General features: G+C 63.5%; 23 protein-coding genes and 1 pseudogene. 9 read left to right on the plus strand and 15 right to left on the minus strand.

All coding sequences use genetic code 11. The features are described 5' to 3' along the window. The coding region (locus CAK78_RS12400; RefSeq protein WP_141214180.1) for an IS1595 family transposase at positions 1-456 on the minus strand (456 nt) is incomplete at its 3' end. A gap of 347 nt (positions 457-803) precedes the next feature. Here CAK78_RS12400 and CAK78_RS12405 point away from each other — a divergent pair. After that, positions 804-2,078: an amino acid permease gene (locus tag CAK78_RS12405; RefSeq protein WP_005308207.1), complete on the plus strand. Its 1,275-nt coding sequence runs from the start codon at positions 804-806 to the stop codon at positions 2,076-2,078. Between the two features lie 63 nt (positions 2,079-2,141). Here CAK78_RS12405 and CAK78_RS12410 read toward each other — a convergent pair whose 3' ends face one another. Beyond that, on the minus strand, positions 2,142-2,780 hold the full coding sequence (locus CAK78_RS12410) for an exopolysaccharide biosynthesis protein (RefSeq protein ID WP_019841017.1): 639 nt from the start codon (positions 2,778-2,780) through the stop codon (positions 2,142-2,144). Positions 2,781-2,993: 213 nt separating this feature from the next. Between CAK78_RS12410 and CAK78_RS12415 the strand changes: the two genes are divergently transcribed. Beyond that, on the plus strand, positions 2,994-3,614 hold the full coding sequence (locus CAK78_RS12415; RefSeq protein WP_094697473.1) for an outer membrane beta-barrel protein: 621 nt from the start codon (positions 2,994-2,996) through the stop codon (positions 3,612-3,614). Positions 3,615-3,634: 20 nt separating this feature from the next. Then, a pseudogene (locus CAK78_RS12420) lies at positions 3,635-3,793 on the plus strand (winged helix-turn-helix transcriptional regulator); the annotation flags it as partial. Here CAK78_RS12420 and CAK78_RS12425 read toward each other — a convergent pair. The 7 genes from CAK78_RS12425 to CAK78_RS12455 form a co-directional block, all read right to left on the minus strand. Next, positions 3,790-4,224 carry an N-acetyltransferase gene (locus CAK78_RS12425; RefSeq protein ID WP_094697474.1) on the minus strand — a complete coding sequence of 145 codons (435 nt, stop codon included), beginning with the start codon at positions 4,222-4,224 and terminating at the stop codon, positions 3,790-3,792. The pseudogene CAK78_RS12420 and the gene CAK78_RS12425 overlap by 4 nt on opposite strands. Before the next feature lie 125 nt (positions 4,225-4,349). After that, entirely contained in the window at positions 4,350-4,922 is a 573-nt protein-coding gene (locus tag CAK78_RS12430; protein ID WP_094697475.1) for a hypothetical protein, read from the minus strand. Between the two features lie 127 nt (positions 4,923-5,049). Next, positions 5,050-6,087 (minus strand): acyltransferase, encoded by a 1,038-nt coding sequence (locus CAK78_RS12435; RefSeq protein WP_094697476.1) that lies wholly within the window; start codon positions 6,085-6,087, stop codon positions 5,050-5,052. Between the two features lie 176 nt (positions 6,088-6,263). Then, positions 6,264-6,950, minus strand: coding sequence for a PepSY-associated TM helix domain-containing protein (locus CAK78_RS12440; protein ID WP_254924769.1), 687 nt, complete (start codon positions 6,948-6,950; stop codon positions 6,264-6,266). Then, positions 6,950-8,992, minus strand: coding sequence for a TonB-dependent receptor (locus CAK78_RS12445; protein ID WP_094697478.1), 2,043 nt, complete (start codon positions 8,990-8,992; stop codon positions 6,950-6,952). The genes CAK78_RS12440 and CAK78_RS12445 overlap by 1 nt, the downstream gene beginning before the upstream one ends. A gap of 228 nt (positions 8,993-9,220) precedes the next feature. Then, positions 9,221-10,132: an ABC transporter substrate-binding protein gene (locus CAK78_RS12450; protein WP_094697479.1), complete on the minus strand. Its 912-nt coding sequence runs from the start codon at positions 10,130-10,132 to the stop codon at positions 9,221-9,223. Positions 10,133-10,249: 117 nt separating this feature from the next. After that, positions 10,250-11,314, minus strand: coding sequence for a porin (locus CAK78_RS12455; RefSeq protein WP_176452774.1), 1,065 nt, complete (start codon positions 11,312-11,314; stop codon positions 10,250-10,252). A 220-nt stretch (positions 11,315-11,534) separates the two neighbouring features. Here CAK78_RS12455 and glpX point away from each other — a divergent pair, with 220 nt between their 5' ends. Together glpX and CAK78_RS12465 are read left to right on the plus strand one after the other, a co-directional pair. Continuing rightward, entirely contained in the window at positions 11,535-12,545 is a 1,011-nt protein-coding gene (gene glpX / locus CAK78_RS12460; RefSeq protein WP_005308234.1) for a class II fructose-bisphosphatase, read from the plus strand. A 155-nt stretch (positions 12,546-12,700) separates the two neighbouring features. Then, positions 12,701-12,952: a YkgJ family cysteine cluster protein gene (locus CAK78_RS12465; protein WP_005308237.1), complete on the plus strand. Its 252-nt coding sequence runs from the start codon at positions 12,701-12,703 to the stop codon at positions 12,950-12,952. 175 nt (positions 12,953-13,127) lie between these two features. On the opposite strand, the gene CAK78_RS12470 is transcribed toward CAK78_RS12465, so the two are convergent. The 4 genes from CAK78_RS12470 to hemC are packed head-to-tail and all read right to left on the minus strand — an operon-like array spanning position 13,128 to position 17,094. Then, a complete protein-coding gene (locus CAK78_RS12470; protein ID WP_094697480.1) occupies positions 13,128-14,300 on the minus strand; it encodes a heme biosynthesis HemY N-terminal domain-containing protein in 1,173 nt (390 codons plus the stop codon). Between the two features lie 10 nt (positions 14,301-14,310). Next, positions 14,311-15,387 (minus strand): uroporphyrinogen-III C-methyltransferase, encoded by a 1,077-nt coding sequence (locus CAK78_RS12475; RefSeq protein ID WP_094697481.1) that lies wholly within the window; start codon positions 15,385-15,387, stop codon positions 14,311-14,313. Beyond that, positions 15,384-16,118, minus strand: a complete 735-nt coding sequence (locus tag CAK78_RS12480; RefSeq protein ID WP_094697492.1) for a uroporphyrinogen-III synthase — start codon at positions 16,116-16,118, stop codon at positions 15,384-15,386. Before CAK78_RS12480 ends, CAK78_RS12475 begins: the two co-directional genes overlap by 4 nt. A 46-nt stretch (positions 16,119-16,164) precedes the next feature. After that, positions 16,165-17,094: a hydroxymethylbilane synthase gene (hemC, locus tag CAK78_RS12485; RefSeq protein WP_141214181.1), complete on the minus strand. Its 930-nt coding sequence runs from the start codon at positions 17,092-17,094 to the stop codon at positions 16,165-16,167. A 322-nt stretch (positions 17,095-17,416) separates the two neighbouring features. Here hemC and CAK78_RS12490 point away from each other — a divergent pair, with 322 nt between their 5' ends. Next, complete coding sequence (locus CAK78_RS12490) at positions 17,417-19,951, plus strand: class I adenylate cyclase (protein WP_010635310.1); 2,535 nt, start codon at positions 17,417-17,419, stop codon at positions 19,949-19,951. Positions 19,952-20,074: 123 nt separating this feature from the next. On the opposite strand, the gene CAK78_RS12495 is transcribed toward CAK78_RS12490, so the two are convergent. Then, positions 20,075-20,728, minus strand: coding sequence for an alpha/beta hydrolase (locus tag CAK78_RS12495; protein WP_094697483.1), 654 nt, complete (start codon positions 20,726-20,728; stop codon positions 20,075-20,077). Continuing rightward, positions 20,725-21,039: an iron donor protein CyaY gene (gene cyaY / locus CAK78_RS12500; protein WP_094697484.1), complete on the minus strand. Its 315-nt coding sequence runs from the start codon at positions 21,037-21,039 to the stop codon at positions 20,725-20,727. Before cyaY ends, CAK78_RS12495 begins: the two co-directional genes overlap by 4 nt. Positions 21,040-21,112: 73 nt before the next feature. Between cyaY and lptM the strand changes: the two genes are divergently transcribed. From lptM to dapF, 3 genes are all read left to right on the plus strand, one after another. Then, positions 21,113-21,289 carry an LPS translocon maturation chaperone LptM gene (gene lptM, locus CAK78_RS22675; RefSeq protein ID WP_141214182.1) on the plus strand — a complete coding sequence of 59 codons (177 nt, stop codon included), beginning with the start codon at positions 21,113-21,115 and terminating at the stop codon, positions 21,287-21,289. A 20-nt stretch (positions 21,290-21,309) separates the two neighbouring features. After that, entirely contained in the window at positions 21,310-22,560 is a 1,251-nt protein-coding gene (gene lysA, locus CAK78_RS12505; RefSeq protein ID WP_094697485.1) for a diaminopimelate decarboxylase, read from the plus strand. A 65-nt stretch (positions 22,561-22,625) separates the two neighbouring features. Next, positions 22,626-23,456 carry a diaminopimelate epimerase gene (gene dapF, locus CAK78_RS12510; RefSeq protein WP_005308255.1) on the plus strand — a complete coding sequence of 277 codons (831 nt, stop codon included), beginning with the start codon at positions 22,626-22,628 and terminating at the stop codon, positions 23,454-23,456. The last annotated feature ends 53 nt before the right edge of the window (positions 23,457-23,509 follow it).

Raw genomic sequence — 23,509 nt, forward strand, 5'->3', positions numbered from 1 at the left:
GTGCTCGCCACCCCAGTAGACATCATCGAGCTGAATGATGCCGCTGATGGGCTGCTTGTCATCGGACTCTTTCATGGCTTGCAGCAGCTTGTGCTTGAGCATCCAGGCGGTGTCATATTTGACGCCCAACTGGCGCTTTAGCTCCATCGCTGACAAACCTGTTTTGGTTTGTGACAACAGGTGCATCGCCAGAAACCACTTGGTCAGCGGGAGCTTGGTGTTTGCGAAAATAGTGTTCCCAGTCAATGACATCTGGTGATGGCAGTGATTGCATTGCAGCACGCGTGGCCGACTTTTCAGGTGACAACAGGTCTTGTTGGCACATTCAGGGCAGACAAAGCCGTGAGGAAAACGCCAAGTGAACAACGCGTTTTCGCACTGAGCTTCAGTGCCATAGTCCTTGAGAAGCTCAAACAGGCTGTAGCCTTTCTGGAATTGGACTTTGCTTTTGGCCATGATCTCGCTCCTCGATAACTGTGCATAAGATCAGTATAGTTCGGGGTGACTGCTAATCATGGGTAATCAGGTCAGACGGAGCTGAATTGATTATCTTGAGGCCAAAATGACACATCTTATTTCCTTTTGAAACAAGCTGATTCAAACAGTCATGAATTATTAACCTTGACCTTTATGGCGATTTCAACGATGGTAGCGTGGCATTCCCGTTTCCTCTTGGTGATCATGTTGATCGCAGGCGGGCTTGTTTTTTCTACGATCCGGTCGATATGCCGCGGCATGTCGCCACGCCTAATTACACGGGCCAATAAAATATAAGATGACAGATTAATAAGGTGTATATCGCAATGAGTGTTGCTATTGCTGAGAAGAGTAATTCCGCATCAAAGTTGAAATGGGAGAAAAGTGATTCGGTATGGACCATGGGCTTATATGCCACTGCGGTCGGTGCCGGTACACTGTTTCTCCCAATTACCGTTGGCAGTAATTCGCCGGTTATTTTGCTGTTTATATTATTGATGGCATTTCCGCTTTCTTATTATTCCCATCGGGCATTGAGTCGTTTCGTATTATCCAGCTCCCACCGGGAAGGGGATATTACCCACGTGGTGGAGGAGCACTTCGGTGCGCGGGCGGGCAAGCTGCTGATGCTGGTCTATCTGATGGCCTTCTACCCCATCATTCTGGTCTACAGCATCTCCATCACCAACGCGATCCAGAGTTTTGTGGTGCACCAGCTGGGCAATGCCGAGATCCCGCGCGGCCTGCTGGTGCTGGGGGTGATGCTGGGGCTGCACCTGGTGCTGCTGGCAGGCAAGCAGATCGTGGTGTCGGCCATCAGCGTGCTGGCCCTGCCGATGGTCGCCTTCCTCATCGGCCTCTCAATCTATCTGCTGCCCCAGTGGAGCCTCTCCTACTTCAGCGAGAGTCAGGGAGTGGACTGGCGTGACCCGGCGTTCTGGAAATCCCTCTGGCTGATCGTGCCGGTGATGGTGTTCTCGTTCAGCCATGCGCCCATCATCTCCTCCTTCAGTGCGGCGCAGAAGAAGCGCTGTCAGGCGAGCGCCGACCAGCGCGCCAAGCGGATCATCAAGTGCAGCAGCCTGCTGATTTGCGGCAGCGTGCTGTTCTTCGTGGTGAGCTGCGTGATGAGCCTGAGTCAGGCCGAGATGGCGCAGGCCCGCATCGACAATATTTCGGTGCTGTCGGCGCTGGCGAACAAGTTCTCCAATCCGCTGATCGCCTACGTGGGGCCGCTCATCGCCATTCTGGCCATGTCCAAATCCTTCCTCGGCACCTCCATGGGGGTGAGCGAGGGGACGGTGAGCATGGTGAACGGTGCCTGTCAGGGGCTGGGGCTGTCACTGCGTGAAGCGACCATAGCGCGGGTCTCGTCGGTCATTCTGTTCGTGGTGACCGGGGTGATTACCTACCTCAACCCGAACGTGCTGGAGATCATCGAGAAGGTGAGCGGGCCGCTCATCGCGGTGATCCTCTTCCTGCTGCCGGCCTGTTCCATCTATCGTCTGCCCGCCCTCAAGCGTTATCGCGGGGCGAGTACCCTCTTCGTGCTGGTGATCGGGCTGCTGGCCATCTCGGCCCTTATCTACGATCTGCTGTGACGGCGGATCCCGCACAAGTCAAAAAGGGCGACCCATGGGTCGCCCTTTTTCTTTGGGTAGCCGTTAGCCGAGCAGGGTGGAGACGCTCTGGCCAGCCATCAGCAGGCCGATGGCCAGGGCGCTGAACCAGACCAGGGTGGCGCTCACCAGCAGGTAGCCGCTGGCGACGAACAGGCCGTCGCGCTGCAGCATGCCGATGGCTAGCAGCAGGATGGCCCAGGCCGGCATGGCGTTGGTGAAGGGGATGGCCCCGAGCGGCAGCATCAGCAGCAGGGCCGCCAGCATGATCAGCAGGCCGTTGCAGCGGTTGATGGTGCTGCTGCCGGTCAGCAACAGCAGACGCGGGCGGATGAAGCGATCGATACGGGCCAGCAGATCCGCTCCCTTGTGCAGGGTCGGCTTGAGCTGATCGGCGGCGAAGCGGCGCTCCATCAGGATGGCGGGCAACCAGGGCACCCGGTTGAGGGTGATGCCGATGCCGATGAACAGGATCAACAGGCCAAACGGGGTGCTGACGCCGGGGATGGAGACCGGCAGCAGGAAGGGGACGGTGAGCAGCACGCAAAACAGCAGCATGCCCTGCTCGCCGACCAGGGCCAGCATCTGGCGCAGGCTGATATGGCTATCCTCGATGGCGTGGGCGGTGGCCCGCAGGGTGTCGGAGAGCTTGTTCTGGGGGTCGTTGAGTTGCGCGGCAACCATTCCCTGTGTCCTTCTGGTGAGTGGCACCGGCCCACCATGAGCCGGTTGCCGGCCAGCATACGGGGCAGAGGTTAATCGGGGATGAATAACGGGCGGGGCGGCCGAGTGTGATCCTTGCGGCGAAAACGGCGCGATACAGGCTGGGTTTAGGATAGGGGCCAGGGGGCTCTGATATGCTTGACGGGCACTGGTGCAACGCACGGAGGAGCCGTGATGAAACGAGCAGGGATCATGATGATGGGGCTGTTGTTGCCGCTGGGGCAGGCCTGGAGCGTAGAGGGGGAGGCCGCCCTCGGCTGGCAGGTGACGCCGTTCTTCGGTTACAGCTCGGCCATCGACTTCGAGGCCAACGACGACCCCCAACCGACGCCCGTCGCCACCCGGCTGGCGTCCTTGCAGGGGGAGCGTTCCGGCAGCTGGGGCCTGTTCATCAGCAGGGAGGTGGATGACCCCGGCATGATAGAGCTGCTCTACAGCCACCAGTCCACCCACCTCTCCCCCGATCAGCCGGAGCGGTTGACGGTGGATACTCTCCACTTCGCCGGGGCGCTCACCCTGTCGGACAACCTGATGGCCCCCTATATCGGCGCCGGGATCGGGGCGACCCGCTTCGCCGCCTATGACAGCGACGTCGCCCCCTCCATGTCGCTGGCGCTCGGGGTGCAGCCGCGCCTGACCGAGCATCTGGCGCTGCGGGCCGAGGTGCGCGGTTATGGCGCCCTGGTCAACGACAACAGCCAGTTTCTCTGCAACCCGGATCAGTGCGTGTTCAAGGTGCGCGGCGAGCTGGTGACCCAGTGGCAGGCCAATATCGGCCTGACCCTGCGCTTTTGAGCACCATGCACCGCGGCGCCGTGCCGCCCCGGGTGGAGTACAGCCTGAGCCCGCTCGGCATCGCCCTGACCCCCCTGCTCCAGCAGATGCACGACTTCGCGCTGAGCCACGGCGATCTGCTGGCGCTGAGTGAAGCGGAGGCGGCCCGCACCGAACCCCATCTCGGCGAGCCCAGTTAAACTCGCGCCGGCCAGACCATCACCCACTCGGCGCAGCCGGTGTGGGGATCCACGGCGTCGGCCGCCACCTGAAATCCTTGCGCGCGATAGAAGCCGCACGCGGTCCGGTTCTGCTGATAGACCTGCAGCCGCAGGGTCGGCAACTGCCCCTTGGCGTGCTCGAGCAGGGCCTTGCCCAGCCCTTTCCCCTGCTGCGCGGGGGCCACGAAGAGGGCGGCCAGGGAGCCCTCGTGCAGGGAGTAGAAGCCCAGCAACTGGTCACCCAGGCAGAGTACCTGGCTGTCGGCGGCGGGCAGATAGATCTCCCGCATCGGCGCCAGGTTGGCGTGCCAGTAGGCAGGCTCGATGAAGTGGTGGGCCTGCTGGGAGGCCTCCAGCCAGATGGCGAGGACGGCCTCGGTATCGGCCGGGGTGAAGGGACGGATCTGCATGGGTGTCTCATCTGGATTCGTCAAAAGAGGGGCATGGTAGCAGCACAGGCCCTGCCGTCACCCGCCAGCGGGCAAAAGTGGAACCCTCGTAACAAAAAAGGCGACCCGCAGGTCGCCTGTTGCCGTCAGCCGGCGTAGGGGAGGGAGGAGTGGTGCAGCACGATGCGCACCTTGCCGTCGTCCCCCTTCTTGAAGCCCCAGGTCTTGTCGACCGTGGTCTGCTTGTTGTCTCGGTCGGTCAGGTGTACCTTGCCCATGGTGAGGGCCATGTCGCCGTTGATGTAGACGGCGGCATTGCTGTAGTCGTAGCTCTGCCAGTTCTTGAGGGCGAAGCCGCTGTCGGCGGGATAGGCCTTGTTGTTGCCGATGAAGTAGGCCAGCGCCCCCTCCCGGTTGATGCGAAAGGTCTGCTCGCCGCCGGCCAGGGTCGGCTTGAACAGCACCGGCCCCTGAGCGTAGCCGTAGGCGCTGTCGAGCACGGCGCCGGCGGTGGCCCTAGCCTTGTCGATGCCGCCGCTGCGGTAGTCGTCGCTGATCTGGATCAGGGCCTTGCCCCAGGCATCCTGGGCGGCCTTGATCTCGGCTTCGGTGATGTTGTTGTTGGCGATCTCGGCGGCGCTGAGGGTGCCGCTGGCGGCGAGCAGAACGAGGACAAGGCCGGCTTGCTTGGTGTACAGGGACTTGGTGAACAACGTCATACGGTCATGACTCCTGGGTTCGCGTTTAAGGAGTCCCGGAGTTTATCTATCCGTGATGAATAAAAATTGAACCCATCATTCAGCCTCGAGTGGGGAGGGATCTGCCTCCCTCCCATCCTCATTCCCCTCAGCGGGCCCGCAGCAGCCAGCGACTGACCGGGAGCGCCGCCAACAGCCGATAGCCGAGCAGGGAGAGCGCCAGCAGCGCCGGCACTTTCAGCAGCTCCCACCACAGCAGCTTGCCCTGGGGGCCGAAGATCATCAGCCACACCACCAGCATCATGTGCAGGCAGTAGAGACCCAGCACCTTGGGGGCCTGGCGCTCGAGCCAGCTGCCCTTGCCCCAGCCGGGGTTGGCCAGCAGCAGGCCGAACAGCCCCAGCGCCCAGGGGAGCGAACCCAGCAGGAAGTCGTGGCGGTTGAGGGGGACGGTGGCAAAGTGCAGCAGCCCTGCGGCCTCCAGGGCGTAGAGCCCCATCCCCGCCATCATCAGCAGGGCGCTCTGCCTGGCATCCGGCTGCCAGGCGCGCAGGCGCAGCTCGGCGCCAAGGGCCACGAACAGCAGCGAGAAGAAGGGGCCGTTGCGGGTCAGCAGGGCCCACTCGCCCCCCAGCAGCGGCGGGCCATAGGAGCCGCCGAGCAGGGCCAGCCCGTAGAGCAGGACGCCCAGCAGCAGGGCCAGCCGGGGCAGGTGGGCCTGCTGGCAGAGCGCCAGGATCAGCACAGCCAGCATCAGGGCGGGCAGGAACCAGAGGTGGATCATGCCGCCCACCCACCAGGCGTTGAGCGGGTCCCCCAGCTGCATCTGCCACTGACTCGCCATGGCCGGCAGGTAGCCCTCGCTCACCGCCGCGAGCGGGTTGAAGGGGATCAGCAGGTAGAGCAGGCTCCACGCCAGCCAGAGCCCCAGCAGGGGGCGGCAGTAGCGCAGCGCCACCGTCAGGGGGTGGCCTGCAGCGAGGGCGGGTTGCAGAAAGTAGCCGGCACAGAGGAAGAACAGCGGCACCGCGAAGCGGCAGAGCTGGTTGATGATGGCCCCGAGCAGGGGGTAGGGCGTGCCGTCCCACAGGGTGGGGTCGAAGGGGTTGCTGAAGGGGGATAGGTGAATGGTCATCACCGCCAGGATGGCCACCACCCGTCCGCATTCGATGCTGGAGATGCGCATGCTGCCTCTTGCCGCTGGGATTGAGGGCGCACCCTAGCAGCTGCGGGCGGCCCCCATCCAGCCGCCAGGCCGGCAACTGTGAGCCCCATCGGTGGCCGGTTACCCTTTGTTACTCTAGGTGCAGGCAAGGTTACCGCCGCCGAGAGACAGATCCCGTTTTGCCGTCGGTAAACGCCCTAGAGCAGGGCCACCAGCACGGTGACCAGGGCACCCAGCAGCAGCAGGGCGATGCCGCGCGCGGCCGGGCCGTGCAGCTTGTTCCACATCAGCAGGCTGGTGAGGGCCAGCAGCAGCATGGCCAGCGCCGCCAGATCCCCCACCAGCTGCCACGGCAGGCCGGTGCCCATGCCGCGGTGCAGCCGGTTGAGGCTGGCGGCGAAGTTGGCCTGCTGCAGTTCGGTGCGCACCAGCAGGGTGCCTTCCACATAGCTGGCGGCCACGCTTTCGCTCAGGGTGACGCCGCGCATCTCCCAGCGGGCCGGCAGGGTGAGCGGGCCGTCGGGGGTGGGCAGGGTCTGGGGCGGGGTGAGCTGGACGCGCCCCTCCTCGAACCCTGCTGCATAGCGTTGTTGCAGCAGGCTTTTCAGCTCATCCGGGCTGGTCAGCGGCGCGCTCAGCACTATCTCTTCGCTGGTTTTCTCGGTGTGGGGGCCGGGCAGCGGCAGCACGGCCCTGTGCTGCAGCCAGAGGCCGGTGAGGCCGTAGAGCAGCATCAGGGTGAGGGTGGCAAAGCCGGCCCAGGCGTGGATGCGGCGCACCCACTTGTTGTTGTGCAGGGGGAGTTTTCTGCGTCTCATTGCTCGGTGCTTCATAAAAATCTGGCCAGCGAACGCTGGCCAGAGGGATCGGGAAAAGGGAGGGATCAGAAGCGGTAGGCGGCGCTCAGATGCAGCTGACGGGGTGTGCCCGGCATGATCTGGGAGGCGCTGGTGGCGCTGACGAAGTAGTCGTGATCGGTCAGGTTCTCCACGCTCAGCTGGGTTTCCCACTGCTGCCAGCGGTAGCCGGCACGGGCATCGAAGCGGGCGTAGCCGGGCAGGGTGGTGGTGTTGGCGTTGTCGGCGAAGCGATCGCCCACCGCGGTCACCCCGGTCTCGCCGAACCAGCCCTGCTTGCCGCTCTGATAGCCGGCGAACAGCTCGCCGTTCTGGCGGGAGACGTTCATCGGCCGCTTGCCTTGCAGGTCGGCGTCCGCCTTGACCTGTTCGGCATCCTGGATGGCGATGCCGCCGCGCAGGTAGAGCTCGTCGGTCAGCTGGGCGCGGGCGCTCAGCTCGATCCCCTCGGTGCGCTGCAGGCCGGTGAGGATCACCTTGGTGGGATCCAGCGGATCCTTGCTGCGCTTGTTGTACATCTCCAGCCGGTAGAGGGAGAGGGTGGTCGCCAGGCGGCCATCCAGCCAGTCGCTCTTCACGCCGCCCTCGTACAGCCGGGTGTGCTGGGGATCCAGGTTGTTGTTCTTGTCGCCCGGGGTGATGCCGATAAGCTCGCCGCCCACCGGGGTGAAGGTCTTGCTGTAGGAGACGTAGAAGGCGTGCTCCTCGATCGGATTCCACACCAGACCCAGGCGCGGGCTCAGGCTGGTGACCGAGACGGTCTCCTCCTTGTTGAGGTCGTTGCGGCGGCTGGTGACGCTGAAGTCATCGCGGCGCAGACCCGCCAGCAGGTGCCAGTCGCCCAGACTGAGCTGATCCTGCACATAGAGGCCGTAGCCGCGCACCTTGTGATTGGCGTCGCTGGAGAGCTTCATGGCGCCGTCGTAGGTGGGCAGGGAGCCCGGATCATAGAGGTTGCCGGCCGGGATCGCGGTGGCGTTCTGGTAGAGCTTGGGGGTGCGCTCCTGCCAGTTCTGCTCGAAGCCCACCAGCAGGCGGTGCTCGACGGGGCCGGTCTGCAGCTGGCCTTCGACCTCGGTGTTGCTGATCAGACTGTTTGCCTTGAGATCCTGCTGCCAGCGGGCGCGGGTCACCTTGTCACCCTTGACGCTGGTGACATAGGTGTTGTCGAACTGGCTGTCGAGGCTGGTGTAGCCCAGCTGCTGGCGCAGTTGCCACTGATCGTTGATGTCCCAGCTGAGGCGCGAACGGGTGGACTGGGCCACATCGTCGATGAAGTCGCGGCGGGTATCGCTGTAGACATACTCCTTGGGCACGTCGGCCGGGCGGCCATTGACGCCGGGGATGCCGCGATCCGGGGTGCGGTCGTGCTCGTTGCGCTCGTACTGCAGCAGCCAGTTCAGCTTGTCGTTGATCTCCCAGTTGATGGAGGGGGCCAGCAGAGTGCGCTTGCTGGTCACGCCGTTGCGAAAGCTGTCCTTGTCTTCCTGAGCCAGGTTGAGGCGCACCTGCACTTGCTCACCCGCTTCACCGTTGAGATCGGCGGCCAGTCGGCGGCTGTCGAAGCTGCCGACCTGGGCGCTGACGCTGGACTCCAGCCCCTTCTGCGGCTTCTTGCTGACTCGGTTGACGATACCGCCTGTGCTGCCACGGCCGTAGAGCACCGCCGCCGGCCCCTTGAGCACTTCGACCCGCTCGGTGTTGCCAAGGTCGCGGGTGTACTGCATGTCGTCGCGAAAACCGTCCAGATAGAAGTCGTTGCTGGCGCTGAAGCCGCGGATGTTGACCCCGTCGAAGCGGGTATCACCGCTGGCGTTGACGCCGGGGATGCCGGTCAGCGCCTCGCTCAGGGTGGGCTGGCCGAAGGCGGTCAGCTCGCTCGCCTTGACGCTGTCGATGGCCTGCGGCACCAGCTTGGCCGGGGTGTTGGTACGGGTCGCGGTGGCGACCTCTTCATGTTGGCTGCGTTTGCCGACCACTGTCATGGTCTCGTCTTCGGCGTGCGCGCCGGCGCTCAGGGCCAGCAGGGCGACACTCAGCAGAGTGCGCGGGTGGTGAGGTGTGTGCATGTTGCGTGTTGACTCTTGAAGAAGCGACCTGATGGTCTGAACTTATTGATTTATTTGTAATTATTTTGTTTTCTCCCATTCGGGAGGATGCTAATGATATTGATTTTCATTAGCTGTGCAATAGAAACATGTTTTGGCGATGGGACTGGGTATCGGATGGCTCACCACTGCCGATAGGGCGCCCTGTCGGCAGGGTGACGGGAGGAGGGAAGAAGGGGGATGAGGGGCTCAGTGGTCGGCGGCAGAGGGCGTGATCTCGGCCAACTGCTTGCCCAGTACCAGCCGCGGCGCCGGGTCGGTCTGCAGCGGGATATCCTGCAGCGGGGTGCCCTGCAGGTTGCGGTGGATGATGTTGGCCGCCATCCGGCCTAGGGCCTGATAGCTGCTGATGGTGCCGATGGTGCAGCCGTGCTCCACATAGAGCTCGGCGCTGCAGATGGTGGGGATGCCCGCCTCGTTGAGGGCGGCCAGCAGCTCGGGGGCGATGGAGAGCAGGTAGCTGTCGGCGGCGAGAAACACGATGCTCTCTTTGGCGTCGCGCTGCAGCCGCTTGAGCTCGTTGGCCAGTCGCCGCTTGTCCGGCGCGATACGCCAGGTGGTGAGTTCCCACTGGTAACGACGGGCTTCGCGCAGCAGCATCTCGCCGGTCAGCAGGGTGTTCTGCTCGCGGGGGTTGAACGGCAGCAGCAGCCCCTTGCTGGCGGGCAGGTAGCGGTGGGCGTTGGCGAGCTGCAGCGCCATCGGCACCATGTTGCTGGTGCCGGCCACCATCCGGTTTTCCGTCTTGTCGTCGGACAGGAAGCCGGCCCCGACGGGGTCGGACACTATGCTGAAAATCAGCGGCTTGCGGTTGCCCACCAGGCTCTTGACCATGGCCGTGGCGGTGGTGCCGAAGCAGTAGATGTAGTCGTAGTCGGCGAGGGAGGGCAGCAGCTGCTGGCGCAGCAGGGTGGCCAGCGCGGTTCTGTCCTGATTGGCGTTGAAGGTGACGAAGGTAGGGTGATGACCGAGCCGGTTGAGCTCGTCGCGAAAGCCGCGCTCGGCGTCCGTTTCGCCGCGCCACAGCACCATGGCGATGGTCAGCGCCTGAACGGGCAGGGCGCAGAGCAGGCAGCAGCAGATGAGCAGGCGTAGCGGCATGATGATCTCCTCGTCTTGGCTCTGTTGAGCCTAGATCATGGAGGGCCGGGCGCGTCGGGGCGGACAAAAAAGAGCGCGCCGGCATCAGCCGGCGCGCGCAGTGCAGAGGGGCCCGACTTAGAAGTCGTAGCGGGCCGCCAGCTGGAAGTCATCCTTGACGTTGAGCTTGCCGCTCTCTTTGCTGTCGAGGTTGTTGATGCGGTACTCGCCGATGACGCGCAGGTTCTTGTTGAACTTGTACTGGGCGCCCAGGGTGTAGTAGTCGATGGAGTCGTAGTCGGCCTTGCCGTCCTGCTCTACCTTCTGCTTGTTCCACAGCGCCATCAGGCCGAAGCCGTTCTCGAAGTTGTAGCCCAGTGCCCCTTCCCAGCCGGTGTGATCCTTGCCGGTGGCCAGGAAGTCGGTGCCGTCCGCATAGCTCAGGGCGGCGTAGACGGCCTTGTTGTCGTACTTGGCGGAGAGCAGCCACAGCTTGGCATCCTCTTCCCCGTTCTTGTCGCGGATCCCCACGTTGTAGGCGGTACCCAGCGCCAGGTTGAACGGGAAGGTGTAGGCCACGGCGGCGCCGTAGGCGGCATCGCTGTCCTTGCTGGTGGTCTCTTCGGTGTCACCGCCGTCGAACTTGTAGCTGGTATCGATCTGGAAGCCGTTGAACAGACCAGAGTACTTCAGCACGGAACCGGCGCGGTTGGTGGCGAAGGTGTCGGTCTTGGCGCCGAGGGCCTCGTTGCCGTAGCCGTCGGAGAGGGAGACGTCAGTCCAGTCGGCCAGGAAGCCAGGGGCCCCCTTCTGGCGACCGAAGGTGATGTTGCCCCAGTCGGCGCCGACACCGGCGAACGCCAGACGGGTGCGCAGGTTGTCGGAGTTCTCGCTGATGGTCTTCTCGCTGTCGTTGATGTACATCTGCACTTCGTACTGGGCCAGCGCCTTCAGTTGGCTGTTGATCTGGCTGTCGACCTTGGCGCCGAAGCGGACGAACTGGTTGGCGCCCTGCTTGTCGCTGTACTCCTGGGTGCCGTTCGGATGGGTGCTGTCGACCCCTTCCTTCTTGTCACCGAAGAACTGGCCGGCGTAGATGCGGCCGTACAGATCCAGGGTGGTGGTGTCATTCTTGTAAACTTCAACGGCTTGAGCCTGGAAGGCCGCGGTGAGAGCCAGTGCCACTACAGTCAGCTTTTTCATCTTAATCCCTTGTGTTGCAAGCTTTGTTGTAAAAGACGGGGGCCATGCTAGGCAGGGGGGATGACAGCGGGGTGACACTCTCGTGAAGTGTCGGTGGCGGTTTGATGTCAAATTGGTGAAAGGGCCGTGTTTTGTGTGACGAACCGCCACTTTTGCGCGCAAAGGTTTGCCCTTGTGGTAGAATGCCGCCCGTTTTCGAGCTCCAAAGGTTGGATATGCGATGAGACGTGAACTGGCAATCGAGTTTTCCCGAGTGACGGAAGCGGCTGCACTGGCTGGCTACAAGTGGCTCGGACGTGGTGACAAGAATATCGCCGATGGGGCGGCCGTTGCGGCCATGCGCCATATCCTCAATCAGATCCAGATCGATGGTGAGATTGTGATCGGCGAGGGTGAAATTGACGAAGCCCCCATGCTCTACATCGGCGAGAAGGTGGGGACTGGCATGGGCGACGCGGTGGACATCGCGGTCGATCCCATCGAAGGTACCCGCATGACTGCCATGGGTCAGGCCAACGCCCTGGCCGTGCTGGCCGTCGGCGACAAGGGCTCCTTCCTCAAGGCCCCCGACATGTACATGGAGAAGCTGATCGTGGGTCCCAAGGCCAAGGGTGCCATCGACCTCGATCAGGCCCTCGAGCTGAACCTCAAGGCCGTGGCCAAGGCGCTCGGCAAGCCGCTCTCCCGCCTGACCGTGATCACCCTGGCCAAGCCGCGTCACGACAAGGCGATCAAGGAGATGCAGGGGTTGGGCGTGCGGGTGTTCGCCATTCCCGACGGCGACGTGGCCGCCTCCATCCTCACCTGTCTGCCGGACAGCGAAGTGGACATGCTGTACGGCATCGGCGGCGCGCCGGAAGGGGTGATCTCGGCGGCGGTGATCCGTGCGCTGGACGGCGACATGCAGGCCCGCCTGGTGCCCCGTCATCAGGTCAAGGGCGACAGCCCGGAAGTGCGTGCGCTGGGCGAACAGGAGATTGCCCGCTGCGAGGCGCTCGGCATCGACGTGAGCAAGGTGCTCAAGCTGGAAGACCTGGCCAAGAATGACAACGTCATCTTCTCGGCCACCGGCATCACCAAGGGTGATCTGCTGGATGGCATCACCAGCGACGGCGTCATGGCGACCACCGAGACCCTGCTGATCCGTGGCAAGTCGCGGACCATCCGTCGCATCAAGTCGATCCATTTCCTGGATCGCAAAGACAGCGTGGTGCGCGATATCATCCTGTAAGCAGGAAGATGGCTGTTGCTGAACGACCAAAGCCCGACACTGTCGGGCTTTTTGTTGCCGGTCGGCAAGGGCTATTTCATGGTGTGGCCGGGATAACAGTGAGGAAAATCCCCGCCCTTTGCTACACTGGCGCACCCTGCCGAGGAAAGCATTACATGGAATGTCGTCAAGGTTGCGGTGCCTGCTGCATCGCCCCCAGTATCAGCAGCGCCATTCCCGGCATGCCCGACGGCAAACCGGCCGGCGTGCCCTGCGTGCAGCTCGATGCGCGGCTGGGCTGCAAGATCTTCGGCCAGCCCGAGCGCCCGGCGGTGTGCAGCGGCTTTCGTCCCATGCAGGACGTGTGCGGCTACCACAGAGAAGAGGCCATCTGGCTCATCGGTGAGCTGGAACGAATGACGGCCTGAGGCTGACCCTCTCCCTCAGGGAGAGGGTAGGGTGAGGGTGGTAGCTGGTTCCCCCTCATCCCCGACTCTTCTCCCGTGAGGGGAGCAGGGAGGGCAGCCATCCGGAGCAATCCCAATAATCCAAACAGAAAGAGGCCGCAACTGCGGCCTCTTTCTGTTTCGCGACGAACGGGTGTCAGACGTCGGCCAGCTGCAATGCCTGGCGGTAGTACTCGTTGGCCTTGTTGGTGAGGCGGCGCTTGTCCATCACCTGGCCGAGGGCGTGGTAGACGGCGGCATTCGGCGCCTTCGCCACCTCCTGCTCCAGCAGGCGCTGGGCCTCGTCCAGCTGACCGGCCAGCAGATAGACCTGGGCCAGCGCCGCGTCGACGCCCGGCTGATCCTGGATCTTCTGCAGCAGGGTCAGCAGGGTCAGCAGGGGCTGGTAGCTGTCGAGCCTGAGCTTGGGCAGACGGGTCAGCAGCTGGGGCGAGACCTGCTTGCGCAGTGCATCCAGCCACAGCTCGGCGGCTTCATTGTCGGCCCCCAGCTGGCGCAGGCGATCGCCATAGGCGGCCAGCAGCTCGGGATCCTGGCGCAGCTTGCGCGGCAGTGCCTGCCACACCGGGCGCAGGGTATCGAGGGCGCCGCTGGCGGCGCTGAGTCGGCCGCGCCAGGCCTGTTGCAGCAGATCCTCTTCCTGTTTGGGGGTGAGTTTGCCCACCTTGTGCAGCGCCGGAATGAGGTCGATGAGGGCGGTCCAGTCCTCGCGAGCCAGGTGTACCTGGCGCAGCTGATCCAGCACCATGGGATGGCGCGGGTTGAGGGAGTAGACGGATTCCAGCATGGCCAGCGCGGTGTCGTACTGGCCCTGCTCGATCTGCAGCTGGGTCTGGGTCAGGGTCAGCGCCAGCTCGGCCTTGGGATTCTCCTCCTGCGCCTTTTGCAGGTATTGATCCCGGCGCACGTCATCGCCACGGGCCTGGGCCGCCTTGGCGGCGCTCAGGTAGTTGAGCAGCGGGGTGTCGCTGTTGCTGGCACCCTTGAGCATCAGCTTCTCGGCCTGGCTGTAGTGCCCCTCGGCCATGGCCAGGGTGGCGGCCACGGTCTGCTGGTTGGCCTTGCGGCGCCGGCGCGAGCCGTACCAGCCCAGCGTCTTGCGGCGCAGGCCGAATACCCGGGCCAGCACCCACTCGACAATGAGCAGCAGACCGTAGAACAGCACCGCCAGGATCACCGCGCTGGTGACCGAGGACTCCACCGTGTAGTTGCCCAGCGAGATCAGCACATAACCCTTGTTGCCGGAGGCCTGCGGGCCGAAGATGAGGCCGGCCACCATCACGGCCACCAGTACAATCAGACGAATCATGGTGCCCTCCTCAGTTGCTGGCCAGAATGCGCTGCAGGCGCTCGGTCAGCACCTCTTCCAGCATGGCCTGGGTCTTGAAGCGATCCGGGTAGTTGAACTGGATCTGCTCCCCCTTGAGCTTGTCCAGCTCGGACTGCATGTAGTGGGTGGCGCTGTTGTCGGTGTCAAAGTACTGGGTCAGCCAGCGCTGGGCCTTGTCCAGGCTGTCGTCATAGAGAGCCTGCTGCTCGCGGTAGACGGCGAGCTGGGCCTGCAGCAGCTTGGTCTTGAGGTTTTCGCGCAGGAAGATCTCCTGCTGCGGGGAGAGCAGGGCCTCCACCGCGCCGTCGCGACGACGGATGGTGATGAAGTTTTCGGTGAACTTGACCCAGTTCTTCTTGAGATTGCTCTCCCACTCGTCCGGGTTGGTGCTGACGGTCTGATCGGGCTCGGCCTTGGCTTCCGGCATGCTGACGGTGGAGAGCGGCAGCAGCTCGATCTGATCGGAGAGGGCGGCCAGTTTCAGGGTCAGCCCCTCGCGGTCGATGCGCGGCATCCCCTTGAGCTGGGCGATGTCTTCGGCCAATGCCTTGCGAATGGGCATCAGGCTGGGATCGTTGAGCGCCCTGATGCGCTCGTCGGCATTGCCGAGCAATGTGATGGCGGAGACGAGGTCGTGTTCCAGCCAGAGCTTGCGACCGGCCATCCGCACCAGGTATTCGGATTCGGCCAGCATCCAGTCGTTGGGGCGCTTGTCGTTGAGATCCAGCACCCGGGTCTGCAGACCCTTGAGCTCGTCCTGCAGCAGTTGCTGCTGCTTGCCGAGGGCGGCCAGCTGTTCGCCATCCTTGCTGTTGCTCTGATCCAGTTTGGCCATGGCGTCAGCCAGCTGCTGCTTGAGGGCGCCAAGTTCGGCCTGCTGGGCCACCGCGTTCTGGTGGCCGTGCAGATAGAGTCCGCCGGTCAGGCCGAGAGCCAGCAGGATGGCGATACCGCCGAGCATTGCACCCGAGCCGCCCTTCTTGTTGTTGGTGACCTGCTGGCCGGGTTGCTTGTTGTCGGCCACGGAGGCCGCGGCACTCGGCTGGACTTCTTGCTGTTCAGTCATTCCATCTTCCTCAGTTCCAGAGCGGCCGTCAGGGCCTGGTTGGATGCACCCTGGGCAATCGTGATATGGGTAAAGCCCGCCGCCGCGGCCAGCTCGGCCACCCGCGGGCTGGGGACCACCAGCAGGCGGTCGTGCAGCCAGGGCTGCTGTTGGTCCGGGACCAGTTCCAGCAGCCGTTGCAGCAGTTCGCCACTGGTGACGAGCAGGCTGTCGAGCCCGGCCGCCTGCCAGTGGCGGGTCAATGCGTCCCCGTCCAGAGCGGGGTAGTGGCGCTCATAGGCCGCACAATAGTGCACCAGTGCGCCGCGTGAGGCCAGTGTCCGGGCGATGAGATCCCGGCCGCCATTGCCGCGCAGGATCAGCACCCGCTTGCCGTTCACCTGTTGCAGACCGGGCAGGGCCAGCAGCCCCTCGCTGCGCGGATCCTCCGGGCAGGCTGCCGTGATGCCGACGGCTGAAAAGGCGTCCGCGCTGGCCTGGCCGACTGCAAAGTAGTCAATATTTGGCCAGGTCTGACCAGTTTGCAACAGAAAATGATGAGTGAAATTAACTGCATGCATGCTGACGGCGATGACGATGTCGGCCTGGGGCAGCAGTTCGGGCAGGCGCTGCAGCTCGCCGCCCGCCACGGTTTCCAGCAGCGGGCAGCAGAGCGGTGCGTGGCCGTGCTGGCGCAGCAGCGCCACCAGTTCGGCGGCCTGGGCGGCCGGGCGCACCACCAGCGGGACCATCAAGGCTGGCTCCGGCATGCAGGCCATGCTTCGCACTGGCCCGCACTCATGCCCGGTAGACCTCGGCCAGGATGGCATCGGCACCATCGGCCAGCAGGCGCTGGGCCAGGGTGTGGCCGAGGGCCTCGCCGTCGGCCAGCGGGCCGCGGATCTCGTCGCGGATGACGCGGCTGCCATCCGGACTGCCCACCAGGCCGCGCAGCCACACGTCTTCTCCCTCTACCAGGGCGTAGGCCCCGATGGGAACCTGACATCCCCCCTGCAGGGCGCGGTTCATGGCGCGCTCGGTCAGCACCCGGATGCGGGTCTCGGGATGCTCGAGCGGGGCCAGCAGGGCGTGCAGCTCGTGATCGTCGAGGCGGCATTCGATGCCGACCGCGCCCTGGCCATTGGCGGGCAGGCTCTGTTCCGGTTCGATGAAGGCGGTGATGCGGTGCGCCATCTCCAGCCGTTTCAGGCCGGCGGCGGCGAGGATGATGGCGTCGTATTCACCGGCGTCCAGCTTGGCGAGACGGGTGTTGACGTTGCCGCGCAGGTCGCGAATGACCAGATCCGGGCGTGCTGCGCGCAGCTGGCACTGACGACGCAGGCTGGAGGTGCCGACCACGGCGCCTTGCGGCAGCTCGTCAATGGCGGTGAAGCGGTTGGAGACGAAGGCATCGCGCGGATCTTCGCGCTCGCAGATGGTGTGCAGGCCGAGCCCCTCGGGGAACTCCACCGGTACGTCTTTCATGGAGTGCACGGCGATGTCGGCCCGTCCCTCCAGCATGGCCGTTTCCAGCTCCTTGACGAACAACCCCTTGCCGCCGACCTTGGCGAGCGGGGTATCCAGGATCTTGTCACCCTGAGTGCTCATGGGGACCAGCTCGACCTGCAACTCGGGGTACAGGGCTTCCAGCCGGTCTTTGACGAAGTTGGCCTGCCACATGGCCAGGGGGCTCTTGCGAGTGGCAATTTTCAGGGTTCGGGCTGCCATATCAATCAGTTGTTTCATCTTTAGAAGGAAAACGATCTTACCACCCTTTGCAGGGGCTTTCATGGCACAGCCGGCAAAAGCGGGGCCAAGTTCAAAAACAGCGGCTGAAAATGATTTTCATTAAACTAAAACGCAAGGTTAATTTATTGAAATTTAAAAACATTATTGCTTTCCAATGATACTGTTTAGTGACTTGTCATAAATAATCCGGCGATTGTGTGCGGGCTTGTTTACCACCGCTGTTTGCATTGTTAACATGATCACACTTTTTTGACGTCTCCCCGTTTTGGTGCGTCATTTATCACCTCGTATAGGCAGGGCATTGCTGGTAAAACTCGACACGCTGGTGGCGCGCTACGACGACATCAATCGTCTCAAGACGCAGCGGGCGTTAGGTCTCATGAGTCGCTACGGGCAGCAGGTCTTCCAGCTGTTACCCGTCATGCTGCACTTCAATCACCCCCTGCTGCCCGGTTATGTGGCGGGGGATGTGCCGCACGGCATCTGGAGTTTTACCGCCAACGACGCCCAGCAGGCCTTCATCGAGGATCTCTGCCAGAACGCCAACTGCCAGAACGGCCTCACCACCCATGACAAGTCGATCCAGGGGCTCTACTCCATGGGCAGCACCTCGTCCATCGGTCAGTGCTGCCATTCGGATCTCGACATCTGGGTCTGCCACGTGGCCGGTCTGTCGCAGGAGCGGCTCGCGCTGCTGGATCTCAAGTGTCAGCAACTCTCCAAGTGGGCAGAGCAGCGGGGGGTCGATCTCAACTTCTTCCTGATCCCCGAGGACAAGTTCCGCCAGCGCAACGACGCCCAGATGCAGGGGGAGAGCTGCGGCAGCGCCCAGCACCTGCTGCTGCTCGACGAGTTCTACCGCAGCGCCATGCACATCGCCGGCAAGCGGCTGCTCTGGTATCTGGTGCCTGCCGAGTATGACGATCACTACGACGACTACGTCAACGGCCTGTTTGCCCACGGCAAGCTGAGCCAGGATGACTGGCTCGATCTGGGGGGCTTCAACCGCATTCCGGCCGAGGAGTATTTCGGCTCCGCCCTCTGGCAGCTCTACAAGGGGATCGACTCCCCCTACAAGGCAGTGCTCAAGTCGGTGCTGATGGAGGCCTACTCCCACGAGTACCCCAACACCCGCCTGCTGTCGGTGACCAGCCGCGACTGGTTCCAGCACAACGAGGGGATGCACTACCGGCTCGACAACTACTGCCTGATGCTGGACAAGGTGACCAACTACCTCAAGTCCATCGGCGACATGCAGCGGCTCGATCTGGTGCGCCGCTGTTTCTATCTCAAGGTGTGCGATGGCCTCAGCCATCCCAAGGAGGATCACTCCCCGGCCTGGCGCCGAGAGCTGATGACCCAGCTGGTGGACTACTGGGGCTGGAGCCGGGAGCGGCTGCAGCATCTGGATCACCGCCAGGAGTGGAAGGTGGAGGACGTCAAGGTGGCCTACGCCGAGCTGCTGGAGGCCCTGATGCAGAGCTACCGCAACCTCATCCAGTTCGCCCGGCGCAACAACATCAGCGAGTCCATCAATCCGGAAGACATTGGCATACTGTCGCGCAAGCTCTATGCCGCGTTCGAGAGCCTGCCGGGCAAGGTGCAGCGCATCAACCTCAAGATAGCGCCGGACTTGAGCGAGCCGGATCTCAGCTTCGTACAGGTGCCGCACGGCCGCCTGAACCGCGCCGGCTGGTATCTCTACAAGCATTCGCTGGAGCCGGTGGACATCATCGGCCGGGCGCCGCTCGAATATAACGGCTACATCAGCAAGCTGGTCTCCTGGGCCTACTTCAATGGCCTGCTGACGCCCCAGTCCCGGGTGCACCTGTTCAATCAGGGCTCGGATCTGCACATCGACAACCTGCACCAGTTCTGTCGCGATCTCTCCGGCACCTTCCCGGTCAAGTATCCTCGTGCCACCAACCTGGCCCTGAGCCGGCCCTGCGAAATTCGCCAGCTCTCCATCTTCCTCAACCTGGAGACGGATCCGACCAGCCACTGGGTGGGTCAGGTGATCGAATTCGACGCCAACGCCGCCGACGTCTTCTCGTTCGGCCGCAACCTGGAGTGTCTGGTGGGCTCGGTGGATCTCGTCTATCGCAACTCCTGGAGCGAGATCCGTACCCTCCACTTTCAGGGGGACGAAGCCGTGGTGGATGCCCTCACCACCATACTCGGCAAGATGCACCAGGATGCCGCCGCCCCCGAGATGATAGAGGTGTTCTGCTACAGCCAGCACTTCCGCTCCCTGGTGCGCAGCCGCTTCCAGCAGCTGGTGGCCGAGTGCATCGAACTGCGTCTGGCCCGCGACAAGCAGCAGCTGGTCAAGACGCTGGCGCTTGGCAAGGAGAAGTACGGCATCTTCTTCGAGCGGCGCGGGGTGTCGGTCAAGAAGCTGGAGAACGCGGTCGACTTCTACCGCCACATCTCCCACAACAAGCTGGATCACCTGCCGCTGCGGCTCGACAAGACCCACAGCCAGCACCTGCCCGGCATCGTCGACGCCTACGCCAGCGAGGGGTTGGTGCAGTTCTTCTTCGATACCCGGGACGCGGGCACCAACATCTATATCCTGGACGAGGCGAACCGGGTGGAGATCTACCAGCACTTCGCCGGCAACAAGGATGAGCTGGTGCAGGGGGTGAACCGCTTCTACACCTCCAGCCACGAGCGCTTCAGCGACGCGGGCCAGTTCAGCAACTTCAACCTGCCCCAGTACTACGAGATAGTGCAGATCAATGGCGAGCTGGAGGTGATCCCCTATCGCAGCCAGGGTCAGCTGCGCGATGGCGGCCAGGGGCGCGAACTCGGTTCCGCCGCAGGCGCGGGGTAGGGCAGGGGCCGGTCCGGCGTGCGCGCAAGCGCCCCGGTCTCGGCCCCCTGCTGCACAGGATCATCGCCCATATCGAATGAAAACGGCCTGCATCTGCAGGCCGTTTGGCTATCCGAAGTTGGCTCAGCCCGCGAGGCGAGCCAGCAGCCAGCTGCGAATATCGCCCAGCTGTGGGCGGCAGATCTCGTGGCGCATGGGGTACTCATGCCACGCGGGGGAGAGCCCGGCCGCTTCCAGCCGGTTCTTGGCGTCCCAGCCCATGGAGAGGCTCACCACGTCGTCATAGATGCCGTGCATGTAACAGATGGGCAGGTCGCGGGCGGCCTCGCTCATCTCACCAAGCAGGGCGTCGGGCGCCGCCAGGTAGGTGGACATGCAGAGCAGGCCCGCCAGTTGCTGCGGCAGGCGCAGGGCGGTGAAGGAGGCAATCACGCCCCCCTGGGAGAAGCCGGCCAGCACGATGCGCTCGGGGGCGAAGCCCTCGGCTATCAGCTGCTCGATCAGCGCGGCGATGCGGGCTGCAGACTCCCTGACGTGGGACTCCACGGCGCGATCCGCCGGATCCTCGAAGCTTCTGATGTCGTACCAGCCGCGCATCTTGTAGCCCATGTTGATGGTGATGGGCCGCTCGGGCGCATCGGGCAGCAGGTGACGCACCGGCAGGTCGGCGGGCAGGGCCAGTGCATCCACCAAGGGGGCCAGGCCGGCGCCGGAATCCCCCAGCCCGTGCAGCCAGATCACCGCATGACGGGCATCGGCAGGGTGCAGGTCGATCATGGGAACTGGACGGGCTCGCCCGCCAGGGTGGTGCAGGCCTGGCTCAGCAGGGTCTTGAGCTCGTGGCCGAAGCGGTTGTCGATCCAGCTCTCCCCATGCAGCTCGAAGTGGAAGCCGTTCTCGCGGGTGGCGACCCAGATCTGGTGCAGGGGCTCCTGCTTGTTGATGATGACCTTGGTCTTGTTCTCGAAGCTCAGGGTCAAGACCCCGCCAGCGCGTTCGCAGTCGATATCCGGATACCCCTCGTCGATGGTGTCTTCCACATACTGGAAAAAGGCGTCGGTCAGGGCGTGATACTCGTGATCCTTCATCGGTTTATCCTGTTGCTTTTAACAATGTGAGTGCGATTATAGAGGGCCAAAAATTTTTTCGCAGCGAACCATTATGATTACCCAGCTTACCAAGTGTCTGCTTGCCACTCTTCTGTCTCTTGGTTTGGCCGCGTGTGGCCTGACGGGACCGCTCTACATGCCACCCCCCGAGCAACCCCAGACCCAGAGCACACAGCAAGCACAGACGCCTGCGACCGCCGAGGCAGCCCCAGAGGCCGCGCCGCACTAATTTAGGAAGGAACCGCCCCCTTGGATCACTTTAACTACGACGCCGACGGCCAGCTTCAGGCCGAACACTCCTCGCTGCAACAACTTGCCGAGCAGTATGGCACCCCGCTGTACGTCTACTCCCGCGCCACCCTGGAACGCCACTGGCACGCCTTCGACAAGGCGGCGGGCGACATCCCCCACCTGATCTGCTACGCGGTCAAAGCCAACTCCAACCTGGCGCTGCTCAACCTGCTGGCGCGCCTGGGTTCGGGTTTTGACATCGTCTCCGGCGGCGAGCTGTCGCGGGTGCTGGCGGCGGGCGGTGATCCGGCCAAGGTGGTCTTCTCCGGCGTCGCCAAGAGCGAGGCTGAGATGCGCCTCGCGCTGGATAAAGAGATCCTCTGCTTCAACCTGGAGTCGGAAGCCGAACTGGAGCGTCTGAACCGGGTGGCAGGCAGCATGGGCAAGAAGGCCCGGGTGTCGGTGCGGGTCAACCCCGACATCGATGCCGGTACTCACCCCTATATCTCCACCGGCCTCAAGCAGAACAAGTTCGGCATTCCCATCGAGCTGGCGCCCGCCATCTACCGCAAGGCTGCGGCGATGGAACATATCGAGATCGTCGGAGTGGATTGCCACCTCGGCTCACAACTCACTGAATTGAATCCCTTTATGGAGGCGGCCGACAAGCTGCTGCGGCTGATCGATGGCCTGGCGGCGGAAGGCATCCATATCCACCATCTGGATGTGGGTGGGGGCCTGGGGGTCAACTATGGCGCCGAGCAGCCACCGCACCCTACCGAATATGCCGAGGCGCTCAAGCAGAAGCTGGCGGGCCGGGATCTGACCCTGCTGTTCGAGCCGGGCCGCGCCATCGTCGCCAACGCCGGCGTGCTGCTGACCCGGGTGGAGTACCTCAAGCCGGGCGAGAGCCGCAACTTCGCCCTGATCGATGCCGGCATGAACGATCTGCTGCGCCCCTCGCTCTACGGCGCCTGGATGAACATCATCGAGGTGGACAGCCGCGCGAGCCACGAGCAGGCGGTTTACGACGTGGTCGGCCCGGTCTGCGAGACCGGTGACTTCCTCGGCAAGGAGCGCACCCTGGCGATCGCCGAGGGCTCCCTGCTGGCGGTGCGTTCCGCCGGTGCCTACGGCTTTACCATGTCCTCCAACTACAACACCCGTCCTCGCGCCGCCGAAGTGCTGGTTGACGGGGCGCAGTCGTTCCTCATCAGAGAGCGCGAGCAGTTGGCGGATCTCTGGCGCGGTGAGCATTTGCTGCCCTGATGGTTGATGGATTTCTCTAAGCGTTCCTCCGGGTGAGAGCGTGAACAAGGGTACAGGAACGCACGATGTTGATAGATTTTTCCAAGATGCACGGCCTCGGGAACGACTTCATGGTGGTGGATGGCGTCACCCAGAAGGTGTTTTTCAGCAATGACGTCATCAAGAAGCTGGCGGATCGCCACTTCGGCATCGGCTTCGACCAGCTGCTGCTGGTGGAGCCGCCCTATGATCCCGAGCTCGACTTTCATTACCGCATCTTCAATGCCGATGGCAGCGAGGTGGAGCAGTGCGGCAACGGTGCCCGCTGTTTCGCCCGCTTCGTCCGCCTCAAGGGGCTGATCAACCGGGATCGCATCGCGGTGAGCACGGCGCGCGGCCGCATCGTGCTGCAGCTGGAGGGGGAGAACCAGGTCACGGTCAATATGGGAGTGCCCCAGTTCGAGCCGGGCAAGATCCCGTTTCGGGCCCAGAAGGCGGAAAAAACCTACCTGCTGCGGGCCCAGGAGCATACTGTGATGTGCGGGGCCGTCTCCATGGGCAATCCCCACTGCGTCATCGAGGTGCCCTCGGTGGCCGATGCGCCGGTGGAAACCCTGGGTCCCATCATGGAGCGCCATGAACGCTTTCCCGAGCGGGTCAACGTCGGCTTCATGGAGACGGTCAACGCCAGCGAGATCAAGCTGCGGGTGTTCGAGCGCGGGGTGGGCGAGACGCTCGCCTGCGGTACCGGCGCCTGTGCGGCCGTGGTGATCGGCATCAGCCAGGGCAAGCTCAAGGAGCGGGTCACCGTCACCCTGCCGGGGGGCAAGCTGACCATCGCCTGGAAGGGGCCGGGTCAGCCGGTCTACATGACCGGGCCGGCCGAGCACGTGTTTGACGGCCAGATAGAGTTATAGGCACGGGCGGGGAGCCCCCGCACTGCCAAGCACTAATGTCGGGGCCCTTGGCC

Origin of the sequence: Aeromonas sp. A35_P (genome assembly GCF_002259925.1) — a bacterium.
Lineage (GTDB): Bacteria > Pseudomonadota > Gammaproteobacteria > Enterobacterales > Aeromonadaceae > Aeromonas > Aeromonas dhakensis.